A 20,607-nucleotide genomic window follows, 5' to 3' on the forward strand; every position below is an offset into this window, starting at 1 on the left:
TTGAGAAGACCGAAGGTCTTTGTGTGGCGCGAAGGCGGGTCCCGGCCTAGACCACCCGCGAGGTCGTCGAGAGTTCGAGGCCCCTGGCGATGATGTGGTAGGGGATCACCCGTTGCGGCACGTCCGCACCCTTGAGTTTCTCGATGGCGAGCGTCCGCTCGAACTCGTTGCCGTGGACCTGGTGTCTGAGGGTGATGAAGATGTCGGCGGCACGCATCATCCGCGCCTCCTCGAGGGGGCTGTGGAGACCGGTGTAGAGGAGGTAGACGATGGTTGCCCCGGAATCAACGATCCCCCGGGTATCCTCGAGGACAAACCGGGTGGCTGCATTGATCCCCCGGTCGGCGATCAGCGTGGAGAGTGAGTCCACGACGATCCGCTCTCCCTGCATGGCTCCGGCGAGCGTTACGGCGTCCATCCCCCGTGCGTCGGTCATCTCCTCGGTCGGCACGGCATCAAGCATCAGGTAGGTGCCTGTTTTCTCTCCGGCCTGCCAGAACTGCTGCGCCAGGAGTTCAAGGCCGCTTAAAGGAGATCCGGAGATGATGATGCGAGTGCCCGGCGGGAACCCCCCGTCGAGCGCAAGGTCAAGGCCCGCAATCCCCGTCGAACGTCTGGTGGTGTTTGCCACGTCTGTACCTCGGCTATCTCTCGGGACTATCTATTCACGGCCCGTTTCTTAATACTACCCGTCGGGTACGGCTTCACGCACCGCTGGCGGTGCAGTATTCTTCCCGCAGGCGCTTCCTGAGGAGTTTCCACCCGTTCACCCGGGGGATCTCGGCGGTGAAGATGATCCGGCGGGGGACCTTGTAGCCCGCGAGGTGTTCGCGGGCGAAGGCGAGGATATCTTCGGCGGCGACGCCCTCTCCGGCGGGGACCACCACCGCCACCGGGACCTCCCCCCGGTGCTCGTCGGTGCACCCGAAGACCGCCGCGTCGCGGACGGCCGGGTGCTGGACCAGGACGTCCTCGACCTCGGTCGGGTAGACCTTCCAGCCCGACATGACGATCATGTCCTTTTTGCGGTCGGTGATGTAGAGCATCCCGTCCGCATCCAGGTGGCCGACATCGCCGGTCAGGAACCAGCCCTCAGGGAGGAAGGTGGCGGCGGTCTCTTCCGGCATCTGCCAGTAGCCGAGCGCCACCCCGGGTCCCCGGAGAGCGATCTCCCCGTCCTCACCGGCCTCGAGCTCCCGATCGGGGTCGTTCGCGTCCACGATCTTCACCTCCGAAAAGCCGACCGGGGTGCCGACACTCCGGAATTCGTCGGCGGTCGCGTAGTGCTCCGGGCGGATGGCGGTCCCGGTCCCGACGACGACCGTCTCGGAGAGGCCGTAGGCGTTGACGACCGGGATCTTGAACCGCTCGTGGAAGGGTTTCCAGACGCCGGGCGTCAGGGGGCCGCCGCCGCTGATCATCGCCCGTGCGGTGGCGAGCGCCGCTTCGGTCCCCGGCGGGGTCTGGAGGAGTGAGTGGATCACCGGCGGCATCCCGGCGACGATCGTCGCCCGGTGCTCATGGGCGAGGTCGAGGTAGCGGTCAAGGTCGAACCGCTCCATGACGACGTAGGTCCCGCCGGCCCGGAGGGTGGCGACGCCCCAGCTGATGCCGACGTGCCCCATCGGGTAGATGCCGAGGTAGATGTCGTCGGGGGTGATCCGGAGGACGTCCCGTTCGGCGTCCATTGCCGCGATCCAGTTTCCGTGGGTGAGCATGGCGCCTTTCGGCTTTCCGGTGGTCCCGGAGGTGTACTGGATCTGGCAGAGGTCGTCGAACCGGCAGTGGGCGGCACGGCGGCACGGTTCGGCACGGAGGAGGTCAACCCAGGGGATTGCGCCCGCGGCATCCCCGCCGACGGCGACGACGTGCCGGAGTGTTGGGGCCCGGTCGCGGATGCGGCCGACGAGGGCGGCACCCTCGACGTCGGTGATGACGGCGGCGGCTCCTGCGTCGCGGACGGCGTAGAGGACCTCGTTCTCCCGGTAGACCCGGTTCGTCGGGACCGCGACGGCGCCGATCCGCCAGAGGGCAAAGTAGGTGATGAGGTACTCCGGCGAACTGTCGAGATAGATGCAGACCCGCTCCCCGCGCCCGATCCCGAGGGCGAGGAGGCCGCCTGCGGCCCGGGCGACCAGGTCGAGGAGGTCGGCGCGGGTATAGGACTCCCCCCGGGAGGGGACGACGAGAGCGGTTTTTGTGGGGTTACAGGCGTTGGCGTCGAGAAACGTGGTGCAGTTCGGCATGGAGGGGCTCCGTGTTACAGGGTTGCGCTTTAATGTATATGCTTGCGCATAGTGCTGTAAATAGGTTGCCCCCGGGGATATGGGAGCGGTCGGGACCCCGGCGGGTAAAACCAAAAGGAGATTACCGGAGAGGGAGAACCGGGGTATATGCAGAGCGACACGCCACTCGTCCGCGAGGCCGTCTCCGAAGACCTGAACCCGGTCCTCTCCCTCTACACCCATATGCACGACGCCGATGAGAGCGCTGATGTTCATACGCTCCAGGCGGCATGGGAGGCTATCCTCGCCGACCCCCGGACCTGTCTCTTCATCCTCGAGCACGGGGGCGTGCCGGTCTCCTCGTGCGTCCTCCACATCCTCCAGAACCTTACGCGGGGCGCACGTCCCTACGGCCTCATTGAGAACGTCGTGACGCACCGTGAGTTCCGGAACCGGGGATTCGGGACGGCCCTCCTCGCCCATGCCCTGGACCGTGCGTGGGGGAAGAACTGCTACAAGGTGATGCTTCTGACCGGCCGGAGGGAGCAAAACGTCTTCCGGCTCTACGAGAAGGCCGGGTTCGTCCGGGGCGTCAAGGAAGGGCTGATCGCGTATCCGCCGCCGGGCGGCTGGTGACCCCGGGCTCCCTGTCCCGGCAATCTTTCCGGACGCCGGCCAAAAACTGCCGCAAAAACCGCAAAACCCAAATCACGCTGCACAAAATTGATATCTAAGGTAGAAGATCGTGCATGCAAGAAACTTACGCGGTATGAGGGCAGGACTGGCCCTGCTGGTTCTGCTTCTCTTCTCCATAACGTTGCCGGCATTCGCCGGCCTCTACACCGACTCCTGCGGGACGGTATGGATGGACGCCTCCATCCCGTTTGAGCGGAACAACGAGACGGCCTACAACGAGGAATTGACGGCGTCGTACGCGCCCATCATGGCGAACCTGACGGAGGCTCCCGATCTCAGCAGCAGGTCCTGGAGCGACGCCTTCCGCGAGGCGTGCGCCTATATGGAAGAGCGCTACGCCTTCACGGAGTGGCGCGGCGTCGACTGGGACGCCCTGTATGCGGCCTACGCGCCGGAGATCGCGGACGCCGAGAAGACCCGGGATAACGCCGCCTACTACCGGACGCTCCGCGAGTTCGTGTATGCCATCCCCGACGGGCACGTCCTGGTCCTTTCTCCCGACGACTTCGGGACGAAGCATGCCGATATCGGCGGGGGTTACGGGCTCGCCGTCGCACGGCTCGATTCCGGAAAGGTGATCGCGATGTGCGTCGCGGACGGGAGCGAGGCCGAGCGGGCAGGGATCCGGTTCGGCGACGAGGTGGTCTCCTGGAACGGCCGGCCGGTCGGGGAGGCGATCAACGCGACCTCGATCATCTGGACCCCGGTCAAGCCCTCGACCGCCGAGGGCATCCTCCTCCACAAACTGCGGTTCCTGACCCGGGCGCCGGTCGGGACCCCGGCAACCGTCGGCATCGCCGGCCCGGAGGATTCCGTCCCCCGCACAATCAACCTGACGGCGACGGACGACGGCTACGAGACCCTCGCCCGGACGAGCATTTTCCTCGGCCGCGAGGTGAACGACGGAGCGGCCGGATCGTCGGCGGAGCTCAAGGCGATGATCACGAACGAGAGCGTGACCGCCCGGACCCTCCCCGGAGGCATCGCTTACATCGCTGTCTACGAAGAGTCCTATAACGTCTACCAGCCCTTCAGGGCGGCGGTGGAGGGTGCCATCGCCGACGGTGCGCCCGGCATCGTCGTCGACCTCCGGTTCAACCGGGGCGGGGACGACAACCTGGCCGCCGCCTACGCCGGCTGGTTCGTGGACCGGCCGGTCTTCTACGAGTACGGCACCACCTACGACCCCGGGACCGGGGAGCAGGCGGTTCTCTGGGAGTCCTGGAGCAAGCCCCGGCCCGACCGCTACGCGGGCCCGGTTGCCCTCCTCGTCAGCCCTTACACCATCAGCTCGGGCGAGGGCCTCCCGAAGGTCTTTGCGGAATCCGGGACGGGCGCGATCATCTCGTGGTATGGGACGAACGGGGCGTTCGGGATGGAGTCCCTCGGCCCGGTGCTCCCTCTCGGGGTCATGACCGCCTTCCCGGCGGGTGCGTCGCTCGATGAGCACGGCCGGATACAGGTCGACAGCAACGCGTCGCTGGCCGGCGGGGTCGCCCCGACGGCCCGGATGCCGATGAACGAGGAGACCCTGGCACGGGCGATGGCCGGGGAGGATGTCCAGCTCTCGTATGCGGTCGAGTGGATCTGGACGCAGGCGGAGAGCACGACCGCGGAGCCTTTGGCGGTGCCGACACAGGCTGCGGCCGGGTGGGCTGCCGTGCTTGCGGCGCTTATGGGCGTCGCGGTCTGGTGCGGCCGGCGGTGAGGGCGGGGATTACCCCATCCCCATGATGCGTAACGGAGACCGTTCAGCCCGTACAAAAAAGAGTTCTCCGGGGGTCTCCCCCCGAAGATCCGCTCACTGGTATTCCGGCGGCTGGATCTCCTTCGGGAGCCCGCCCTTGAAGTGCTGCTGCACCTTCCCGTAATACTGCCGGAGCCGCTCGTTCATCGTCGCGTGCACCTTCTCCCGTGCCCGGTCAAAGTGCGTCTGGTTCACGACCGCGACGCCTTCGCGCATCGCGAGCATGGCCGCCTCCCGGCCGAGCGCCTCGAGGTCCGAGCCGACGAACCCCTCGGTATCGGTCGATACCTTCTTGAGGAGCCGGGCTCGTGCGGGATCGTCGAGGGTCACGCTCTGCTGGGCGAGGAGGTCGACGAGCTTCTTCCTCCGGAGATGGCTCCGGAGCCCTTCATCTTCGTTTGCCTGAATCGCAGCGCGATGCTGCCTCAAATCTTCGACGTTCACCCGGCGGTTGGCCCCGACGGCGAGGATCAGGTCCTCGATCCCGTTCTCGGCGAGTCCCTCCGTCATCGCCACGAGGTCTTCGACGGTGGAGCCCTCGATCGGCATGTACCGGGTGTGAATGGCGAGGATCTTCTCCCGGTCTTCTCGTCCGGGCTCGCCGATGTAGACGAGCCGGTCGAACCGTCCGGGCCGGAGCAGCGCCGGGTCGACCATGTCGGGACGGTTGGTCGCTCCCATCACGACGACGCCCCTGAGTTCCTCAAGGCCGTCGATCTCGGTCAGGATCTGGTTCAAGACACTCTCGATGACGTGCGACTCGGTCCCACCGCCCCGGGCAGGGGCGAGGGCGTCGAGTTCGTCGAAGAAGATGATGGACGGTGCCACCTGCCGGGCCTTTTTGAAGATCTCGCGGACCGCCCGCTCGCTCTCGCCCACCCACTTCGAGAGGAGTTGGGGACCCTTCACGGGCACGAAGTTCGCCCCGCTCTCGCTCGCGACCGCTTTTGCAATCAGGGTCTTTCCGGTCCCCGGGGGGCCGTAGAGGAGGACACCCTTCGGGGGCTCGATACCGAGATTCTCGAACCGCTCGCGCTCGGTGAGCGGGTACTCCACCGCCTCGCGGACATCCTGCTTTGCCTCTTCAAGCCCTCCCACATCTTCCCAGACGGTGTGCGGCACTTCGAGGAGGACCTCCCGCATGGCGCTCGGGCCCACGTCACGGAGGGCGTCGCGGAAGTCCCTGCCCTGCACCTCCATCTTCTCGAGGATCTCCGGCGGGATCTCCTCGGCCTCCAGGTCGATCTCCGGGAGGTAGCGCCGCAACGCCTTGATTGCCGCCTCTCGGGCGAGGGCGGCAAGGTCCGCCCCGACAAATCCGTGGGTCTGCTGGGCGATGGAGGAGATCGCCACGTCGTCCGCAAGCGGCATACCGCGGGTGTGGATGTGGAGTACCTGGGTCCGGTCGTCCTCTGAGGGGACTCCTATCTCGATCTCCCGGTCGAACCGGCCGGGCCGGCGGAGGGCGGGGTCGATGGCGTCGAGCCGGTTCGTGGCCCCGATCACCACGACCTGCCCCCGTTCCTCCAGTCCGTCCATCATCGTCAGGAGCTGGGCCACCACGCGCCGCTCGACCTCCCCGGTCACCTCTTCACGCCGGGGAGCGATCGAGTCGAGCTCGTCGATGAAGATGATGGCCGGCGCATGCTGCCGGGCGTCTTCAAAGACCTCACGGAGCCGCTGCTCGGATTCACCGTAGTACTTCGAGATCACTTCCGGCCCCGCGATCGAGATGAAGTGTGCCCCGCTCTCGCTTGCGACCGCCTTCGCGATCAGGGTCTTCCCGGTTCCCGGCGGGCCGTAGAGGAGGACGCCCTTCGGGGGCTCGATCCCGAGCTTCCGGAAGATCTCCGGATGGCGCATGGGGAGCTCGATCGTCTCGCGGACACGCTGCAGTTCGCCCTTCAGGCCGCCGATGTCCTCGTAGCTGATCCTTTTGACGCCCTCAAACCCGGCCGCCGGCTTCTCGGAGAACTCGATCTTCGTGTTCTTGGTGATGATGACGGCGTTCTCCGGCTCGACCACCACGGCCTTGAACGCGACGAGCTGGGGCTGCATGAACGGGAGCCCCGCCTGGATCGGCACGGAATCGTTCTTGACGATCGGAAAGTCGATCAGTTTGTTGACGACGCTGCCGTAGTTGATGGGGAGCTGCTTGGGGAGGTCCTCTGGAGGTGCGAGCACCACCCGTTTCGCCTCGACCTCCTCGTCCAGCGTCTTTATCTTCACCCGGTCCCCGATGCTGGCGCCGGTGTTGAGCCGGGTAAAATTATCGATCCGGACCTTCCCCTGGTGCCAGTCGTTCACCATGGCACGCCAGACCTTGGCCACGGTGCGACGCTTTCCTTCGATAGCAACAAGGTCTCCGGGGCTGAGCCGGAGCTGCAGCATGGTGTCGGGGTCAAGCCGTGCCTTGCCCGCCCCCTGATCCTCCGGATAAGCGCTATCCACCTTCAAGTATATCTCGGGCATTACCTCTAGTTCTTATATTTCGGGGATTTATAAGTACTGGAGGCGCATGAACACACTTCTCTTCGACCCGTTCAACGGGGCCGCGGGCGACATGATCATCGGCTCTCTGCTCGATCTGGGGGCCGATGAAGGGCTTGTCCGGGCGGCAATGCGTTCCGTCGTCGGGGAACCGACAATAGAACGGGTAGACCGCTCCGGCATCCGGGCCGTCCGGGTGAGAGCGCATGCCCCGGTCGTTCATCGCACCCTCGACGAGGTGCTCGACCGGGTGGCCGAGAGCGACGCTCCTGCCCCTGCACGGGAGATGGCCCGGAGAGTATTTCTCCGGATACACCGGGCCGAGGAGAGTATCCACGGGCCCGGAGCGCATTTCCACGAGGTGGGTGCGGACGACGCCGTCGCCGACGTGGTGGGGGCCTGCACTGCCCTGTACTCCCTTTCCCCCGACGGGGTCGCCGTCCTCCCGGTCGCCCTCGGGAGAGGGTTTGCGGTCGGGGCACACGGCACCTTCCCGATCCCGGCCCCGGCGACCGTGGCGATCCTCGCCGGGTCGGATCTTAAGACCGTCCCCGGGAACGAGGAGCGGGAGCTCTGCACTCCGACGGGCGCCGCTCTCCTCGCCGAGTTCGCAACGATCCGGTCGGAGGATCTTGGCCCGACGGGGATTCGGGCGGTCGGCTACGGAGCGGGGAGCAGGGACCCGCCGGGAAAACCGAACGTCCTCCGCTCGATACTCCTTGCGACAGAAGACCGCGTAGCCGGCGACCGGGTCGACATCCTGGAGACGAACGTCGACGACGTCACCGGGGAGGCCCTCGCCTACACGATCGGCCGCCTGATGGAGGAGGGGGCACGGGACGTAAGTGCTACTCCCGTCGTGATGAAGAAGGGGCGGAGCGGCCATCTCGTCCGGGTGATCTCGCCGCCCGACGCAACCGACCGCCTCGTGGGCGTGATGGCCGCCGAACTCGGGACGCTCGGGATACGGTGCCTGCCGATGGTCCACCGGGCGGTCGCCGAACGGACGATTGAACCGGTGACGGTGACGATCCGCGGCCGGGAGTACACAATCGACGTCAAGTGCGGCTGGTCGGGAGGGAAGATCACCTCGTTCAAGGCGGAGTACGAGCAGGCGGCGGCCTGTGCCCGGGATCTCGGGATCCCGCTCCGGGAGGTTGCCGGGACGGTCGAAGCGGCTGCACGAGCACGCTTCATCGAGCGGGGTGTGCTTGTGCCATGAAGCCGGAACGGGTCAGCACGGGGAGCCAGGCCCTCGACGACCTGCTGGGCGGCGGGCTTGAGCGGCGGACGATCACCCAGATCTACGGCGAGCCCGCGAGCGGCAAGAGCACGTTCTGCCTGATGGCGGTGGTGGCCTCTCTCAGGTCCGGAAACTCGGTCGTCTACATCGATACCGAAGGGTTCTCGGTGGAGCGGTTCACCCAGATCGCCGGGGAGAACGCCGGGGCGTTCGCCGACCGACTCTACCTCTTCGAGCCGATCGATTTCGCCCAGCAGGGGGCGATGATAGCCGATGCGGAAGGACTGCTCCGGAAGAGGGACGGCGCCCCCGTCGATCTCCTGGTGATGGACTCAGCGACCGCCCTCTACCGAACCGAACTCGACCTCGGGCGGGAGGCGGTGCGGAAACTCTCGCACCATATGATCAAACTCCTCGGGCTTGCGAAGAAGTACGACATCCCGGTCCTGATCACCAACCAGATCTATATGGACGTGGAACGGGACCGGGTCGCGGGTCTTGGGGGGACGGCGCTTGAACATATCTCGAAGGCCATTATCAGGCTCGAAAAGAAGGATAGTGTCCGGCGGGCGATGCTCCGGAAGCACCGGTCCCGGCCGGAAGGGCTCTCGTTCGATTTTGTGATCATCGAAGACGGTATCAGAACGGTATAAAACCTTCAAAAACCATCTCGGCGGGGCCTTCCATGGTGACGGCCTCCCCGAAGCGGATGACGAGCGGGCCGCCTTTTGTCTCGACCCTCACCGCATTCCCGGCTTTGCCGAGATGACGGGCGACCGCGGCGGACGCGGTGGCGCCGGTGCCGCAGCTCTCGGTCTCGTCCTCGACGCCGCGCTCGAACGTCCGGATCCGGAGCGTGCCGTCGCCGGCAACCTCGACGAAGTTGACGTTCGCGCCCTCAAGGAAGGTGGGGTGGTTCCGGATCGCCGGGCCGGCGGTGGCGATGTCGACGGCGCCGATCTCATTGACGAAGACAACGGCGTGAGGAACGCCGGTATTCGCGGCGTAGACGGTGAAGTTGCGGATCTCCTCTTTATATTCGCCGTTTCCGGCAGCGGGGATGGCGCTCCGCTCGAACGCGGGCGTCGGCATGGTGATCGTCGCGGTGAACTCGTCGTCCGCGTAGCCCATCGTCACCGGGACGACCCCGGCCCCGGTCTCGATCGAGCAGGACTCTTTCACGTAGCCGGCGTCATAGGCGTACTTCGCGAGGCACCGGATGCCGTTTCCGCACATCGCGGCCTCGCTCTCGTCGGGCTGGAAGAGCCTCATCCGGGCATCGGCTTTATCGGACGCCTGAAGGAAGAGGATACCGTCGGCACCGATGCCGAACCTGCGGTCGCAGTAGAGTGCCGCGAACCCTCCCTTCATATCCTCGGGGATGGCTTCCTGTTCGAATTCGTCGATCAGAATAAAGTCGTTGCCGTTTCCCTGCAGTTTGGTAAACCCGAGCTCCATCTCCATAGTGTAGCCTCTCTATCGTAGGTATTGGGAGCGGCGGGTGATAAACCGTGGGGGTTCGTGGGGGGATGCGGCGCCGGGGATTATGGCTTCCTCACGTTGCACCGCATAGACGCATCCACCATGTGATATCCATTTGAGGGCCAAGGACCAGCTCCGGCGGAGAGGTGAATACCGTGAACTTCACTGGGATATCCTCGATCCCCATCTCCCTTGCCCGCGTATCAAGCATCGCATACACCGCTTCTATCGAGGAGACGTTCTCCGGCGGGGGCGGGCTGTTCCAGATGCTCTCACCCGGAGATACCCGTCAAGATCGTGGCCGAAACCGATGAGAGACCCGTTGGGGTAGAGGTAGCGTTCCCGTATCAGACTCTTTGTGGCGGCAGTGAAACTTGAAAGCGGTACGCCTTTGCCGCCCTTCGAGGACGGAAGCCCTCCGAGCGTGATGGTGACGGGCTCCTGCCTGTTCAGGCCGGCTTTGAGGTGCTCGATAATCTTCAGGCAAGTTCGTCTCCGGGAATAGATGGGGGCAGAGACGAGAATAGAATTGGTGTTTGTGCTATAAAATTCATAAAATCTGGAATACGACATTGAGGTATCAGAAAAGAGAAAATGTATGGCCCTTGCCCTGCTGTCGGCCATTACCTCCTTTGCCCGTGCCCCCGGTGTCGCCAACTGAAGGCGGGCACCCGGCTCGCCCTCCGGCGTCGGACGATCCGGTAACGATCCTGCGGCTGTGCGACAGCATCGGTCAGGGGGAGACTAACAGGCACCGGTTCTATCTCGGAAGCGGTGTCGCACATCCTGGGTGTACCCGGAGGGCTGAGCCTCAACCCGGATGTTGACATACGCCCTTCCGGGGAGTAGGCTCGGCACGTTCCGGACGATAGCAACGGGAAGACAAATAACAGGATTGATATCGACATTGACCCAGATAGCAATTATGTGGAACCAGGAGCCCGGACATTCGATGTATACGGCGAGCGGGTGCCGTTCCAGAGACCATACACCCTCAACATTTACCTGCGCTGGACCGGGCAGACTTTTCCGGCTGTTCACCCTCTCGATCCTCGTTCTGGTGCTGCTGGTAGCGGTTGCCGATGCCGCCGAATACACGGTCCGGCCATCGAGAAACGTCGGGCAAGAACCCGGCATGTCCGTATCCGGCGAGACGGTTCAGGAGCTCGACCCGATCCCGCTCTGGCTCGTCCTGCTACTGTGCGTGTTTCCCCAGTTGACGGCGGCCCCGATCGAGACCCTTCTCCCCCTGAAGGCCGTCGGCTACCTCGGGTACAAACGAATCTGCAGAAAGAATGTTCTGGACAGTCCGCGGAGGCTTGAGATTCTACGCTTCATCAAGGCAAACCCGGGGTTGCACTTCAGGGAATTGCTGAGGGAGATGTCGCTGACGAGAGGGACACTTGGTTACCATGTGGAAAGACTGGAGTCCGCAGGCCTGTTGAAGGCGATCAAGAGCAGGGGGAGATGCCATTATTTCGCCACAGGTTCGCCGTACTCTGCTGAAAAAGAGGCTTTTATCATTGCCATGGGTAATGACACTCTGCGAGGAATTATAACACGGATCCTCCTGAATCAGGGTGCATGCACCGAAGAACTCGCCGAAGAGTCCGGTCTGTCCAGAGCCACAGTCTATACGCACGTAAAATATCTGGAACACCTGGGTATCGTAACATCCGAGAGGGAGGGGCGGTATGTGCGGTATACTCTCACCGACGACTACTCTCGAATACTGACGGAGTATGCGCATAACCGCAGTTCCGGATCCGCAGGGATTCCGGCGGAACATGCTGTGTGAGTCAGTCTCGCGGGGATGACTGCTCTTTCCACCTGAAGAGTACGAGCGGTGTGTCCTCGTCGCAATGGATCTTTTACCCCCGATTGCCGGAATGCCCGGACGCTGCTACCGGCGCGCGGACGTGCGCCATCGGCCTGCAGCTGATATTCGGGGATAGTGCCGGAGTATCGGGCTCCTGCAGATGCAGGACGGATTGTATTCCCGGTCCGGAGCCCTCGAATGCCTGTTCGAGTCGATGATTGTCACAGAAAAGGTATAAAGAAGGACAACGACGTCTCGACTGGCGATACCCCCTGCGGTATCCCGCGGGGGCCGGGGAACTCGATTGGCGTCGTGTCCCGGCCCCCACAGTGTGCCCGGAGGGCAATGGTGCTGTTGGCTGCGATCAGGGATAGCCGTTACGGTTCCGTGGCCTTCCGGGTATGCATAAAGGAGGAACGAAAATGACACAGAAAAAAGGTCCTTATATCAGGCCTGTACTCATGGCCCTGCTTCTTGTGGCCATGGTTGCCGTGCCTGCGGTGAGTGCGTATCAGGCGACAGACTCCGCGACGTCGTATAAAGAGACGTCACCAACCCGAGTTCAGTATTCCGCTGAGACTCACGTGACGGAGCCTATGGATGAGATCTACATCCAGGCAAGCCTCCGGTATACTGATGGTTCTTCGCCACTCACGGAGGTCGCCATTACTCAAATACAGCCCTACTACAACGAGCGTCATGCCACGGCATCTGGATCGTATTCCAATCCCGCGCCGGGCAATTACCAGGCCCATGGTTACCGTGCGCTGGTCGAGAACGGTGTCGTATCGAAGAGCTGGTTTGACCAGAGCGGCTGGACCCAGGTGTGACAGCCTGTTCTCATGAATTTTGCCGTGGGGCCGTTGTTTCCCGTAAACTGCGGTCCCTTTGGCATCCCATTGGGCGTGAGCATATGAGCGGTGACAACCCATGCAAGTAACGGCGAGCACCCGACCGACCGGAGGCGGCCTGATGACTGTGGTACGCAAGGAGTTTGCCGACCACCTGACGAACCGGACGTTCCTCGTCCTCGCCGTCCTGCTCCTCGTGGTCTGCATCCTCCCGTTCCAGCAGGGCCTTGCCGGATATCGATACGCCCAGGAGGCGTACGCCGATCCCGTCATCGACGAATGGGGTTTTCACGAGCCTATGCTTGGCTTGCCGAACGCCGCCGACGTCTACTTCCCCCTCCCGGAGGCCATATCGACCGCCGGGGCGATCCTGGCGATCGCCATGGGGTTCGACCTCGTCTCGCGGGAGCGGCAGACCGGCTCGCTGAAGATGCTCCTCGTCCGGCCGATCTTCCGGGACGAGGTCATCACCGGCAAGGCGCTCGGAGGCCTCCTTGCCCTGACGATGGTCGTCGCCGCCGGGCTTGCCGTCTCGATGGCGGTCCTCTTCCTTGAAGGGATCGTGCCCGGCCCGGACGATCTGGTCTCGATCCTGCTTTTTTCGCTCGCAACGGTTGCGTTTCTGGCGTTCTACTTCGGCCTTGCCCTGGCAATCTCGACGGTGGTTCCGCGGACGGGGAAAGCCTTTTTGTATGCGCTGATTGCGTTCTTCGTCTTTTCAGCCGTAATTCCGGCGGCGGGAGAGGTTGCGAAGGACACCTTTGCCGGGGCTCATCCTCTCCCGGGAGCAAGCCCCGCCGAACGAGAGGAGTATCAGGCCCGGCTCGATCTGGTCGAGAGTGTCGTGACGGTCTTTTCTCCGCAGAGAAACTACAAACTGGTTGCAGCAAGCGCCCTTGAACCGCGGCTCACCGCCTATTCATTTCTCGGGGGTTCCTGGGTGTTTCTCCCCGACGACGGGAGCGCCCACCCGATGGACGCCCTCGCGCGGTTCTGGCAGAACGCGCTGGTGCTCTTTCTGGCGCCGCTCGCGCTCTTTGTGCTCGCCTATATAGCGTTCCAGAGGATGGATGTCCGGTGATGCCCCGATGAGAATCGATCTTTCCCGTGTCGCGATCATCGCGCGAAAGGAGTTTGCCGACCACCTCACCGACCGGACATTCCTCCTGGTGCTTGCGCTCTTCGGGATCCTGACCGTTCTTGCCCTGCATAACGGATTTGACAGTTACGCGAGTTCATTGCAGTGGTATGAACTTCAACTGGAGCAGATGAAGATCGCCCTCCCGCCTATACCGGCAAATTACTCCTCCCCTTTTATCCCGTCGGCCATGTACATCCTCCTGGCCCCCGGGGAGAATTTTCTCCTCTTCGGCCCGGTTCTCGCGATCGCCGTGGGGTTCGACCTCATCTCCGGGGAGCGGACGACCCGATCGCTCCGGATGCTCCTCGTCCGACCGGTCTTCCGGGACGAGGTCATCACCGGCAAGGCCATGGGCGGCGCCGCCGTGCTGGCGCTCGCATCCGCCGTGCCGTTCATCCTGGCGCTGGGCGCGATGCTCGCCGCCGGGTTCACCGTCACGCCTTACGCGGCGGTGATGGTAGCGCTCTTCTGGGGAGCCACGGTCCTCTACCTGCTGGCGTATTTTGCCGTCGCCGTCGTGTTCTCCGGGTTTACCGAAGACGGCGGCCGGGCGCTTGCCTGGGCGATGGCGGTCTTCATCCTCTTCTCGACGGTCGTTCCCGCCGCGGCCGGGTATGCCGCCGGTCTGGCCGCCGGCCCCCTCCCCGAACCGCTCCCGGAGGATGTCCTGCCGGAGGAGATGCAGAGCTACCTGGAGGAGGAGCAGAGCAGGTACTACGGGACGTACAACGGCGTCAGAGACGCATTCCTGGCGCTCAGCCCAAACAGCAACTACGAGACGATGTGTGATACAGTGGCGGAGGTTCTGGTTGACTATCACGGCGAGGACGCGGTGACTCACGCCCCCGGGGAACTGCTGGACCGGCTCTGGCAGAACATCGTTGCCCTCGTTGTGTTCCCGGCGATCTTCCTTGCCGTAGCCTATGTGCGGTTCATGCGGATCGATCTGCGATGACAATCGGATTCCGAGTGAAAAAATGGTAAATATCAAGCATTCTCCGATGGAGGGCCGGTTTATTCAGACGAACTGGTTTCGGTTGCCGGGGTTGAGATGCCCGGGTGACGGTGCAGCGATGCCGATGCAGACCTTCAGCACGCGGCGGTGCAGGACCGTTACGCTCCCGTCGCTCGCTGCCGGGGGTGGCTTTCCGTGACTTCAGGCTTGTTCGTCGTGCTGCAGAAAGAGTTTGTCGACCAGTTGACCAACTGACGCTTCCTCACCATATTTGCATTGTTTCTGATCATATCTGCGATCGGCGTACACGATGGGGCAGACCAGTACAACAATATGCTTGCATCGTACGCACAGCGGATGCAGTCCGTCTCTTCCGATACCCAGATGCCGGGATATATGCCCGAAAAACCCTCGCCCCTGATAATTTTTACAAAAATGACCGACTACTTTGTGATGTTTGGGGTATTCCTCGGCATCGCAATGGGATTTGACCTCATCTCAAAAGAAAAAGAGACACGATCGCTCAAAACCCTCCTTTCCCACCCGGTGTTCAGGGACGAGATTGTGAACGGAAAAGCAATCGCCAGCGCCCTGGTACTGGCGATCGCCCTCGGTGCGACGATAGCGGTATCGGTCGCCATTCTCCTTGTTATGGGTATCGTACCAACCGTCGACGAATTCTGTGCGATCCTGATGTTCACCGGTATATCCACGATGTTCGTCCTGACCTACTTCTCGCTTGCTCTCATGATGTCCACCGTCGCGCCGGACAGCGGAACGGCCCTTATATCCACTCTCGCGATCTTTCTGCTCCTCTCATCGGCCGTACCAATCTTAGGCTGGACGGCCGCCGAGATGATTGCCGGACCGCTCCCCGCTTCTCCTGTCGATGCCCAAGGCTCCCTTTACATCTCTAAAAGCGTCGATCCCAGTGAATTTGAGCAGTATGAGCGAGAAATGCAGTCTTACTGGGAGGGACGGGCTGCCGCATCATCTCTGATCAATTTGCTCTCTCCGAACGTCAATTACCAAAAAACTGCACTTGCTGTCACCGATCCGAAGATTGCCGTGACAATGGACAACAACCCATACTCCTTCGTTGAAGGTCCTCCGGAGACACAACCCGGCCTGGATGAAATTCTCGGCAGGATCTGGGCAAATGTTGTTGCACTCATTGCTCTGCCGTGCGTATTCTTCTCTGCCGCGTATGTTACGTTCATGCGGATGGATATCCGGTGACGGTCGGGAGCGATCCAATCCTGAATGCGCGCAATCCGCCTGTAGCCGGCATCCGGGGGGAGAGACCGGAGCACCGGGCTCCGCTGCCGGCAGGCCCCCCTTTTCTTCCGATCCGGAGCCTTCGAATGCCCGGATGTGTAGCTGATCGTCACAGAAAAGGTATATGAGAGAACGTCGACGTCTCCATCGGTGATACCACGTGTGGTATCCCGCAGGGGCCGGGGACCTCGATCGGCGTCGTGTCCCGGCTCCCACCGCGTGCCCGGAGGGCAATGGTGCTGTTGGCTGCGATCGGGGATAGCCATTGCAGTTCCGCGGCCTCCGGGAGGAGCGTGAATAGAATTAGGTGAAACCATCATGAAACGGAACAAAATCTTCAGAACGTGCGCTGTTGCCGTCATCGGCCTGCTCCTGGTCTGCATGGCGGCGGTGCCGGTCGGCGCAGAGAATGATCTGCCCCATGTTATGCCTGTCGACGGAAACCTGACACGCGTCACTCCCGTAGATGTGGGCTTGACCCCCATCGTGTCCGTCGACGGGAACCTGACGCGCGTCATACCCGTCGACGGCGGTTCCCTCGTCATCGACGAGGGCGGAGGTGTCGACTGTACGGCAGACGCGGGGTCATGGTTCGTCGAGAACCATACGCCGGGATTGGTTTACCGGTTCATCGTGGAGTGCGAATACGTCGACACCAACAGTGCAATCGGAGGTACGGCCGAGTTCCGACTGGAAGGACCGGATGGCACGGTAGATGCGTGGACCATAGACGACACCCTGCTCCTCAACGACAACTGGAAGGGAACGCTTTCGGTGGACTTCATGCCTGAGGGTCCCGGTGCGTACCACTGGGAGACCGCGTGCAATAAAGGCGGAGAGAGCACTTCGTCGCGAGGAGATCTCGTCTTCCGGTAGGAGATCGTCCGGGTGAAAACGGATCATATAATCTCAGAAAAGCTCTCGGTGATGCCTCCTTTGGTTTCTCCAGAGGGTTGGCTCCCATACGAGCAGTAATCAAATGAGCAGCAGGTAACATCATGGCTGGCATAAACCCGTTGACCGCCGCCCTCATAATCCTGGCATTCATCGCTGGAATCGGGGCTGGCTATCTCCTTCCAACGCAGAATGAGCCCGCAGCAGCAGGGGCTGCAGGCATATGCCCGGCAGAGATCACGTCTCTCGACGCATTGACCGTGGCGCTTCACGATCCGGAGGTCGTCGAACTACTGGACAACAAGAGCATCGATACGATCACGTTCTCAAAAGGTTCCTATCCCGAGAGGGACACAAACTACACCCAGCTCGTCTTCCGTCCCCTGGACCCGGACCCTGACGACCGTGAGACCTCTTCGATGATTGTGGTGAAGATCAACGACTCCTGCATGGTCTACTCCGTCTACGAGACGTATCCGTCGTATATTCCCGAGGCTCCCCCCGGGACATAAGGAGGCCTCACATGAAACAAAATTCCCGCACCCTGACCTTGCTCATCGCCGTCGTCCTCTTCGTTGCCTACCTGATCTACTGGGTCCTCCGCATGAGCTCGCTTCCCCTCATCGCCGACGCCGTGCTTGCTGGCGGCGTCATCGCCGCTGTGGCCCTGGGAATCATTGCGCTCCGGAGGGGGACGGCGGTTCAGCGGCTCGCGGCCTCGGTCGTCATCGGGGTGATCCTCTGCGGCCTGATCTTTCTCGGCCTGAACGTCTGGGCCGGGTGGTACGAACACCGTCCTGGCCTTGTCGGCTACGAAGTCACGGTAGACGGCCTTGAAGGGCGAACCGAGGGGCTTGTGACGACGATCCTCGTTCCCCTCCCCGTGCAGGACGGGGAGGTGATCATCCCGGCATCCAGACTTGAAGGCCGGACGTTCGACGGCTGGACGACGACGATCGTCGGGACACGGGACGGGAATATGCTTGCGTTCCAGAACCGGAACAACACCCTGACCGATATCCAGGCCCGCTTCACGCGTGACGAGGAGACTATAGAAGGGACGAAACGCTCCCCGGTGGAACACCTCTCGCCGGTCGTCGAGAGGAGCGCGGATGACCGGTATGTAACGGTCATCTTCGTTGACGAGGGCATCGGCCCACCCGGAGAACTGACGGTCTCCCTCACGCTGACGGCCGGGTGCGGCCTCTTCCACGGGATGGCGCAGGAGACCTACCGGACAGAAGTGAGGGAGACTGTCCCCGCCGGGACGAGTGGGCGGATCGTCGTTGATGCAACGGTCGAGAAGGTACGTTGACCGCCCGGGCCGTGAGCGGGGATAGGCGTGTCTTCAGGCTGTGGGGGATTTTCTCCGGGCACCGGGGTGATCCCGGTGAGGGCGCAGGTGGCAGGGTTTGGGGATGTGTGGCGGCGGTTGCAGGCGCCCGTTGAGGTCATTCTGTGCCTGGGTTCTGGAGAAAACCGGTGCCTTACCTCTCGATAGCAGGACCAAATGGATTCTCCCGACCACGAGGGCCGGGTTGAGCAGGAGAGGGGCGTCGTTGAGAGGTCAATAGAGCCGGAGTACGTTAATATTTTAATATTATGACTATTTCAGCCTTGACAGGACTTAATTTCAACTCTCTGAACCCCCACAAACTCTCGCAGTTCATCCGGTTCGGGTGATTCATTGACTTCAAGGAATAACGAAATTGCCTCGTCAAGTCGTCTTATTAATTCTTCATAAGTCCTTGCCTGTGTAAAACACCCCGGAAGCGAGGGAATCGAGGCATAGTAGTAACCATCCTCGTCTTTCTCTATGAGGCAATTGACTTTCATACCAATTTTATCATATTGTTTTGTGGAATAATATATCTCGTGACGTTCAGTGTTACTGAAAAATTGGTTCTATGATCCCCACCTCACCGCAGCTCCTCGATCTTCCACCCCAGGTAATCCCGTATCACCGTGAACGCGAGCCCCGGCGGGATCGCCCCCTGCTCGGTGACGATCAGGTCGACATACTCCGCGGGCGTCACGTCGAAGGCCGGGTTCCTGACCCGGACGAACGGAAGTCTCTCCACTTCTTCACGGGGGAGCACTTCATAGGGGTCCCGCTCCTCGATCTCGATCAGTTCGCCGAGGATCGTCCTTGGCGCAAACTTGTAGGTCTCCGCCGCCACGATGACGTTCGTCCGCGCCTCGTGTGCTGCGTGCGCAATCTGGGCGGTCCCGATCTTGTTCACCACCGCGCCGTTCACCGCGATCGCGTCGGCACCGACGACGACCAGGTCGACGTCATTGATGAAGTAGCGGACCGCCGAGTCGACAATATAGTTTGTGCGGATCCCGGCATCGTTTAAGGTCCTGATGGTGATGAGACCCTGGCCCCGGGGCCGGACCTCCGTCGCGTAGACCTCGATCTCCTTGCCCTGCCGGTGGGCCTCGAGGATGCACGAAAGCGCCGCCTCGGAGTTGCAGTGGGTCATAAGGACGTCGCCGTCGGAGATGTGGCGTGCCCCAATCTCCGCTATCCGCTCGATGGCGTGCTCCGAGTGGTCGACGAACTCCGCTGCTCGCGCAAGAACCGCGTCCCGTCCGGCCTCCACGGACTCGAACGAATCGAGAGCCCGCATCACGGAGCGCACCGCGTTCGGGAGCGAGACGGCAGTAGGGCGAGTCGCTGTGAGGATATCGGCCGCTCTCTGCATCTCCTGCTTGAAGGTCTCTGGGTCGGATACGTCAAGATTCCGGGCATAATCGGCCAGTGATTCTACCGCCGCCCGGGCGATCCTGCCGGCGCCCCGGATCTCCATATTCTTTATGCTTGCTGCCGTCTTACTCAGTACCATAGGTCTTCATTGAAGAGACGACCAGAGACTACATAGATTTATTGACGTGAGAACACATGTCGGTTGCCGTTGTTTTCGATAGTGCAGGCACACTTCTCCGGACCTACCGCGTGGCGCGGGATCTCCTCCACGATGAGATGTTGACTGAGGTCGAGACCACGACCATCACCTTTGGGGTTGAGGCGAGGGTGCTCGTCGTCCTCCACCTCCACTCCCGGGATGTCATGGAGGCGCCGGAGGACCGGCTCCTCTCGGAGTTCTTCCTCGAACGGTCGGTCGGGTTCGGGGTGGCCTGCTCGCGGCGGGTCATCCCCGCCGAGGAGGTTGCAGATATCCTTTATACCGACAGGCGTGCCCGCATCGGCGACCTGCAGGCCTGCATTCGAAAGGTCTGGAGTTGCTGCAAGAGAGAGTCGATCGTCACCATGAACAGCGGCGTCATCCTGAACATGGACCTCTCCTGCATCGAGTTCACCGTGACCACCGGCGGGAGACCTTTTAGCGGTGCGAGAGAGGCCATCAGCGAACTGCACCGTATGGGCGTCCCCGCATACATAGCATCCGGGGACCGCGTGACGAAACTCGAACGGATGGGGGACTACCTCGGCATCCCCAGAGAACGGGTCTACGGCGTCGCGACCCCCTCGATGAAGGCCCGGATCGTGGAAGACCTCAAAGAGCAGTACAACAAGGTTGTTATGGTTGGCGATGCCATCAACGATCTCCATGCCTTCCGGAAGGCGGACCTTGCACTGCTGACCGAACAGCAGTCCGATCACAAACCGGATATACTCTATACCACCGCAGACCGGGTGATCCGCAACGTCAGCGAGGTGCCCGGTATCGTGGCGGAACTTCTCGTGGAAACCACGGAGAGCGGGAAAAGTGCAACAATATAAACCCTAATATGATACCACGAGAAGATTAGATTAACGAG

Annotated in this window: 20 protein-coding genes; 13 read left to right on the plus strand and 7 right to left on the minus strand. The window is 62.2% G+C overall.

Translation table 11 applies throughout. The annotated features are described in order from the left end of the window. Positions 1–46: 46 nt before the first annotated feature. Both BRA49_RS12170 and BRA49_RS12175 read right to left on the minus strand, forming a co-directional pair. Entirely contained in the window at positions 47–631 is a 585-nt protein-coding gene (locus tag BRA49_RS12170; RefSeq protein WP_292386367.1) for an RAD55 family ATPase, read from the minus strand. A gap of 73 nt (positions 632–704) precedes the next feature. Continuing rightward, on the minus strand, positions 705–2,246 hold the full coding sequence (locus tag BRA49_RS12175; RefSeq protein WP_292386368.1) for a class I adenylate-forming enzyme family protein: 1,542 nt from the start codon (positions 2,244–2,246) through the stop codon (positions 705–707). Positions 2,247–2,393: 147 nt separating this feature from the next. On the opposite strand from BRA49_RS12175, the gene BRA49_RS12180 reads away from it, so the two are divergent. Next, a complete protein-coding gene (locus BRA49_RS12180; protein WP_292386369.1) occupies positions 2,394–2,861 on the plus strand; it encodes a GNAT family N-acetyltransferase in 468 nt (155 codons plus the stop codon). A gap of 133 nt (positions 2,862–2,994) precedes the next feature. Continuing rightward, entirely contained in the window at positions 2,995–4,629 is a 1,635-nt protein-coding gene (locus BRA49_RS12185) for a S41 family peptidase (protein WP_292386370.1), read from the plus strand. A gap of 93 nt (positions 4,630–4,722) precedes the next feature. Here the strand turns inward: BRA49_RS12185 and BRA49_RS12190 are convergent, their stop codons facing one another. Further along, positions 4,723–7,140 (minus strand): CDC48 family AAA ATPase, encoded by a 2,418-nt coding sequence (locus BRA49_RS12190; protein WP_292386371.1) that lies wholly within the window; start codon positions 7,138–7,140, stop codon positions 4,723–4,725. A gap of 46 nt (positions 7,141–7,186) precedes the next feature. On the opposite strand from BRA49_RS12190, the gene larC reads away from it, so the two are divergent. Beyond that, positions 7,187–8,380 (plus strand): nickel pincer cofactor biosynthesis protein LarC, encoded by a 1,194-nt coding sequence (larC, locus tag BRA49_RS12195; RefSeq protein ID WP_292386373.1) that lies wholly within the window; start codon positions 7,187–7,189, stop codon positions 8,378–8,380. After that, positions 8,377–9,054, plus strand: a complete 678-nt coding sequence (gene radB, locus BRA49_RS12200; RefSeq protein ID WP_292386374.1) for a DNA repair and recombination protein RadB — start codon at positions 8,377–8,379, stop codon at positions 9,052–9,054. The genes larC and radB overlap by 4 nt, the downstream gene beginning before the upstream one ends. Here the strand turns inward: radB and dapF are convergent. Continuing rightward, positions 9,041–9,859: a diaminopimelate epimerase gene (dapF, locus tag BRA49_RS12205; RefSeq protein ID WP_292386659.1), complete on the minus strand. Its 819-nt coding sequence runs from the start codon at positions 9,857–9,859 to the stop codon at positions 9,041–9,043. The two genes, radB and dapF, sit on opposite strands and share 14 nt — an antisense overlap. A gap of 97 nt (positions 9,860–9,956) precedes the next feature. Then, positions 9,957–10,094, minus strand: a complete 138-nt coding sequence (locus BRA49_RS12210; protein WP_292386375.1) for a hypothetical protein — start codon at positions 10,092–10,094, stop codon at positions 9,957–9,959. A 696-nt stretch (positions 10,095–10,790) separates the two neighbouring features. On the opposite strand from BRA49_RS12210, the gene BRA49_RS12215 reads away from it, so the two are divergent. From BRA49_RS12215 to BRA49_RS12250, 8 genes are all read left to right on the plus strand, one after another. Further along, on the plus strand, positions 10,791–11,681 hold the full coding sequence (locus BRA49_RS12215; RefSeq protein ID WP_292386376.1) for a winged helix-turn-helix transcriptional regulator: 891 nt from the start codon (positions 10,791–10,793) through the stop codon (positions 11,679–11,681). Positions 11,682–12,298: 617 nt separating this feature from the next. Next, a complete protein-coding gene (locus tag BRA49_RS12220; RefSeq protein ID WP_292386377.1) occupies positions 12,299–12,532 on the plus strand; it encodes a hypothetical protein in 234 nt (77 codons plus the stop codon). A gap of 142 nt (positions 12,533–12,674) precedes the next feature. Then, positions 12,675–13,634, plus strand: a complete 960-nt coding sequence (locus BRA49_RS12225; protein WP_292386378.1) for an ABC transporter permease — start codon at positions 12,675–12,677, stop codon at positions 13,632–13,634. A 7-nt stretch (positions 13,635–13,641) separates the two neighbouring features. Beyond that, on the plus strand, positions 13,642–14,649 hold the full coding sequence (locus tag BRA49_RS12230; RefSeq protein WP_292386379.1) for an ABC transporter permease: 1,008 nt from the start codon (positions 13,642–13,644) through the stop codon (positions 14,647–14,649). Positions 14,650–14,916: 267 nt separating this feature from the next. Further along, the gene (locus BRA49_RS12235; protein ID WP_292386660.1) at positions 14,917–15,888 is read left to right on the plus strand and encodes an ABC transporter permease; all 972 of its coding nucleotides are present in this window, start codon (positions 14,917–14,919) and stop codon (positions 15,886–15,888) included. Positions 15,889–16,245: 357 nt separating this feature from the next. After that, positions 16,246–16,803 carry a hypothetical protein gene (locus BRA49_RS12240; protein ID WP_292386380.1) on the plus strand — a complete coding sequence of 186 codons (558 nt, stop codon included), beginning with the start codon at positions 16,246–16,248 and terminating at the stop codon, positions 16,801–16,803. 122 nt (positions 16,804–16,925) lie between these two features. Continuing rightward, positions 16,926–17,333, plus strand: coding sequence for a hypothetical protein (locus BRA49_RS12245; RefSeq protein WP_292386381.1), 408 nt, complete (start codon positions 16,926–16,928; stop codon positions 17,331–17,333). 11 nt (positions 17,334–17,344) lie between these two features. Further along, positions 17,345–18,136 (plus strand): hypothetical protein, encoded by a 792-nt coding sequence (locus tag BRA49_RS12250; RefSeq protein ID WP_292386382.1) that lies wholly within the window; start codon positions 17,345–17,347, stop codon positions 18,134–18,136. A 296-nt stretch (positions 18,137–18,432) separates the two neighbouring features. Here the strand turns inward: BRA49_RS12250 and BRA49_RS12255 are convergent, their stop codons facing one another. Together BRA49_RS12255 and BRA49_RS12260 are read right to left on the minus strand one after the other, a co-directional pair. Beyond that, positions 18,433–18,657, minus strand: coding sequence for a type II toxin-antitoxin system HicB family antitoxin (locus tag BRA49_RS12255; protein WP_292386383.1), 225 nt, complete (start codon positions 18,655–18,657; stop codon positions 18,433–18,435). 83 nt (positions 18,658–18,740) lie between these two features. Further along, positions 18,741–19,670, minus strand: a complete 930-nt coding sequence (locus BRA49_RS12260) for a ribose 1,5-bisphosphate isomerase (RefSeq protein WP_292386384.1) — start codon at positions 19,668–19,670, stop codon at positions 18,741–18,743. Between the two features lie 56 nt (positions 19,671–19,726). Here BRA49_RS12260 and BRA49_RS12265 point away from each other — a divergent pair, with 56 nt between their 5' ends. Continuing rightward, positions 19,727–20,569: an HAD family hydrolase gene (locus tag BRA49_RS12265; protein WP_292386385.1), complete on the plus strand. Its 843-nt coding sequence runs from the start codon at positions 19,727–19,729 to the stop codon at positions 20,567–20,569. Positions 20,570–20,607: the final 38 nt, after the last annotated feature.

This window comes from Methanoculleus sp. UBA430 (assembly GCF_002506585.1).
Taxonomy (GTDB): domain Archaea; phylum Halobacteriota; class Methanomicrobia; order Methanomicrobiales; family Methanoculleaceae; genus Methanoculleus.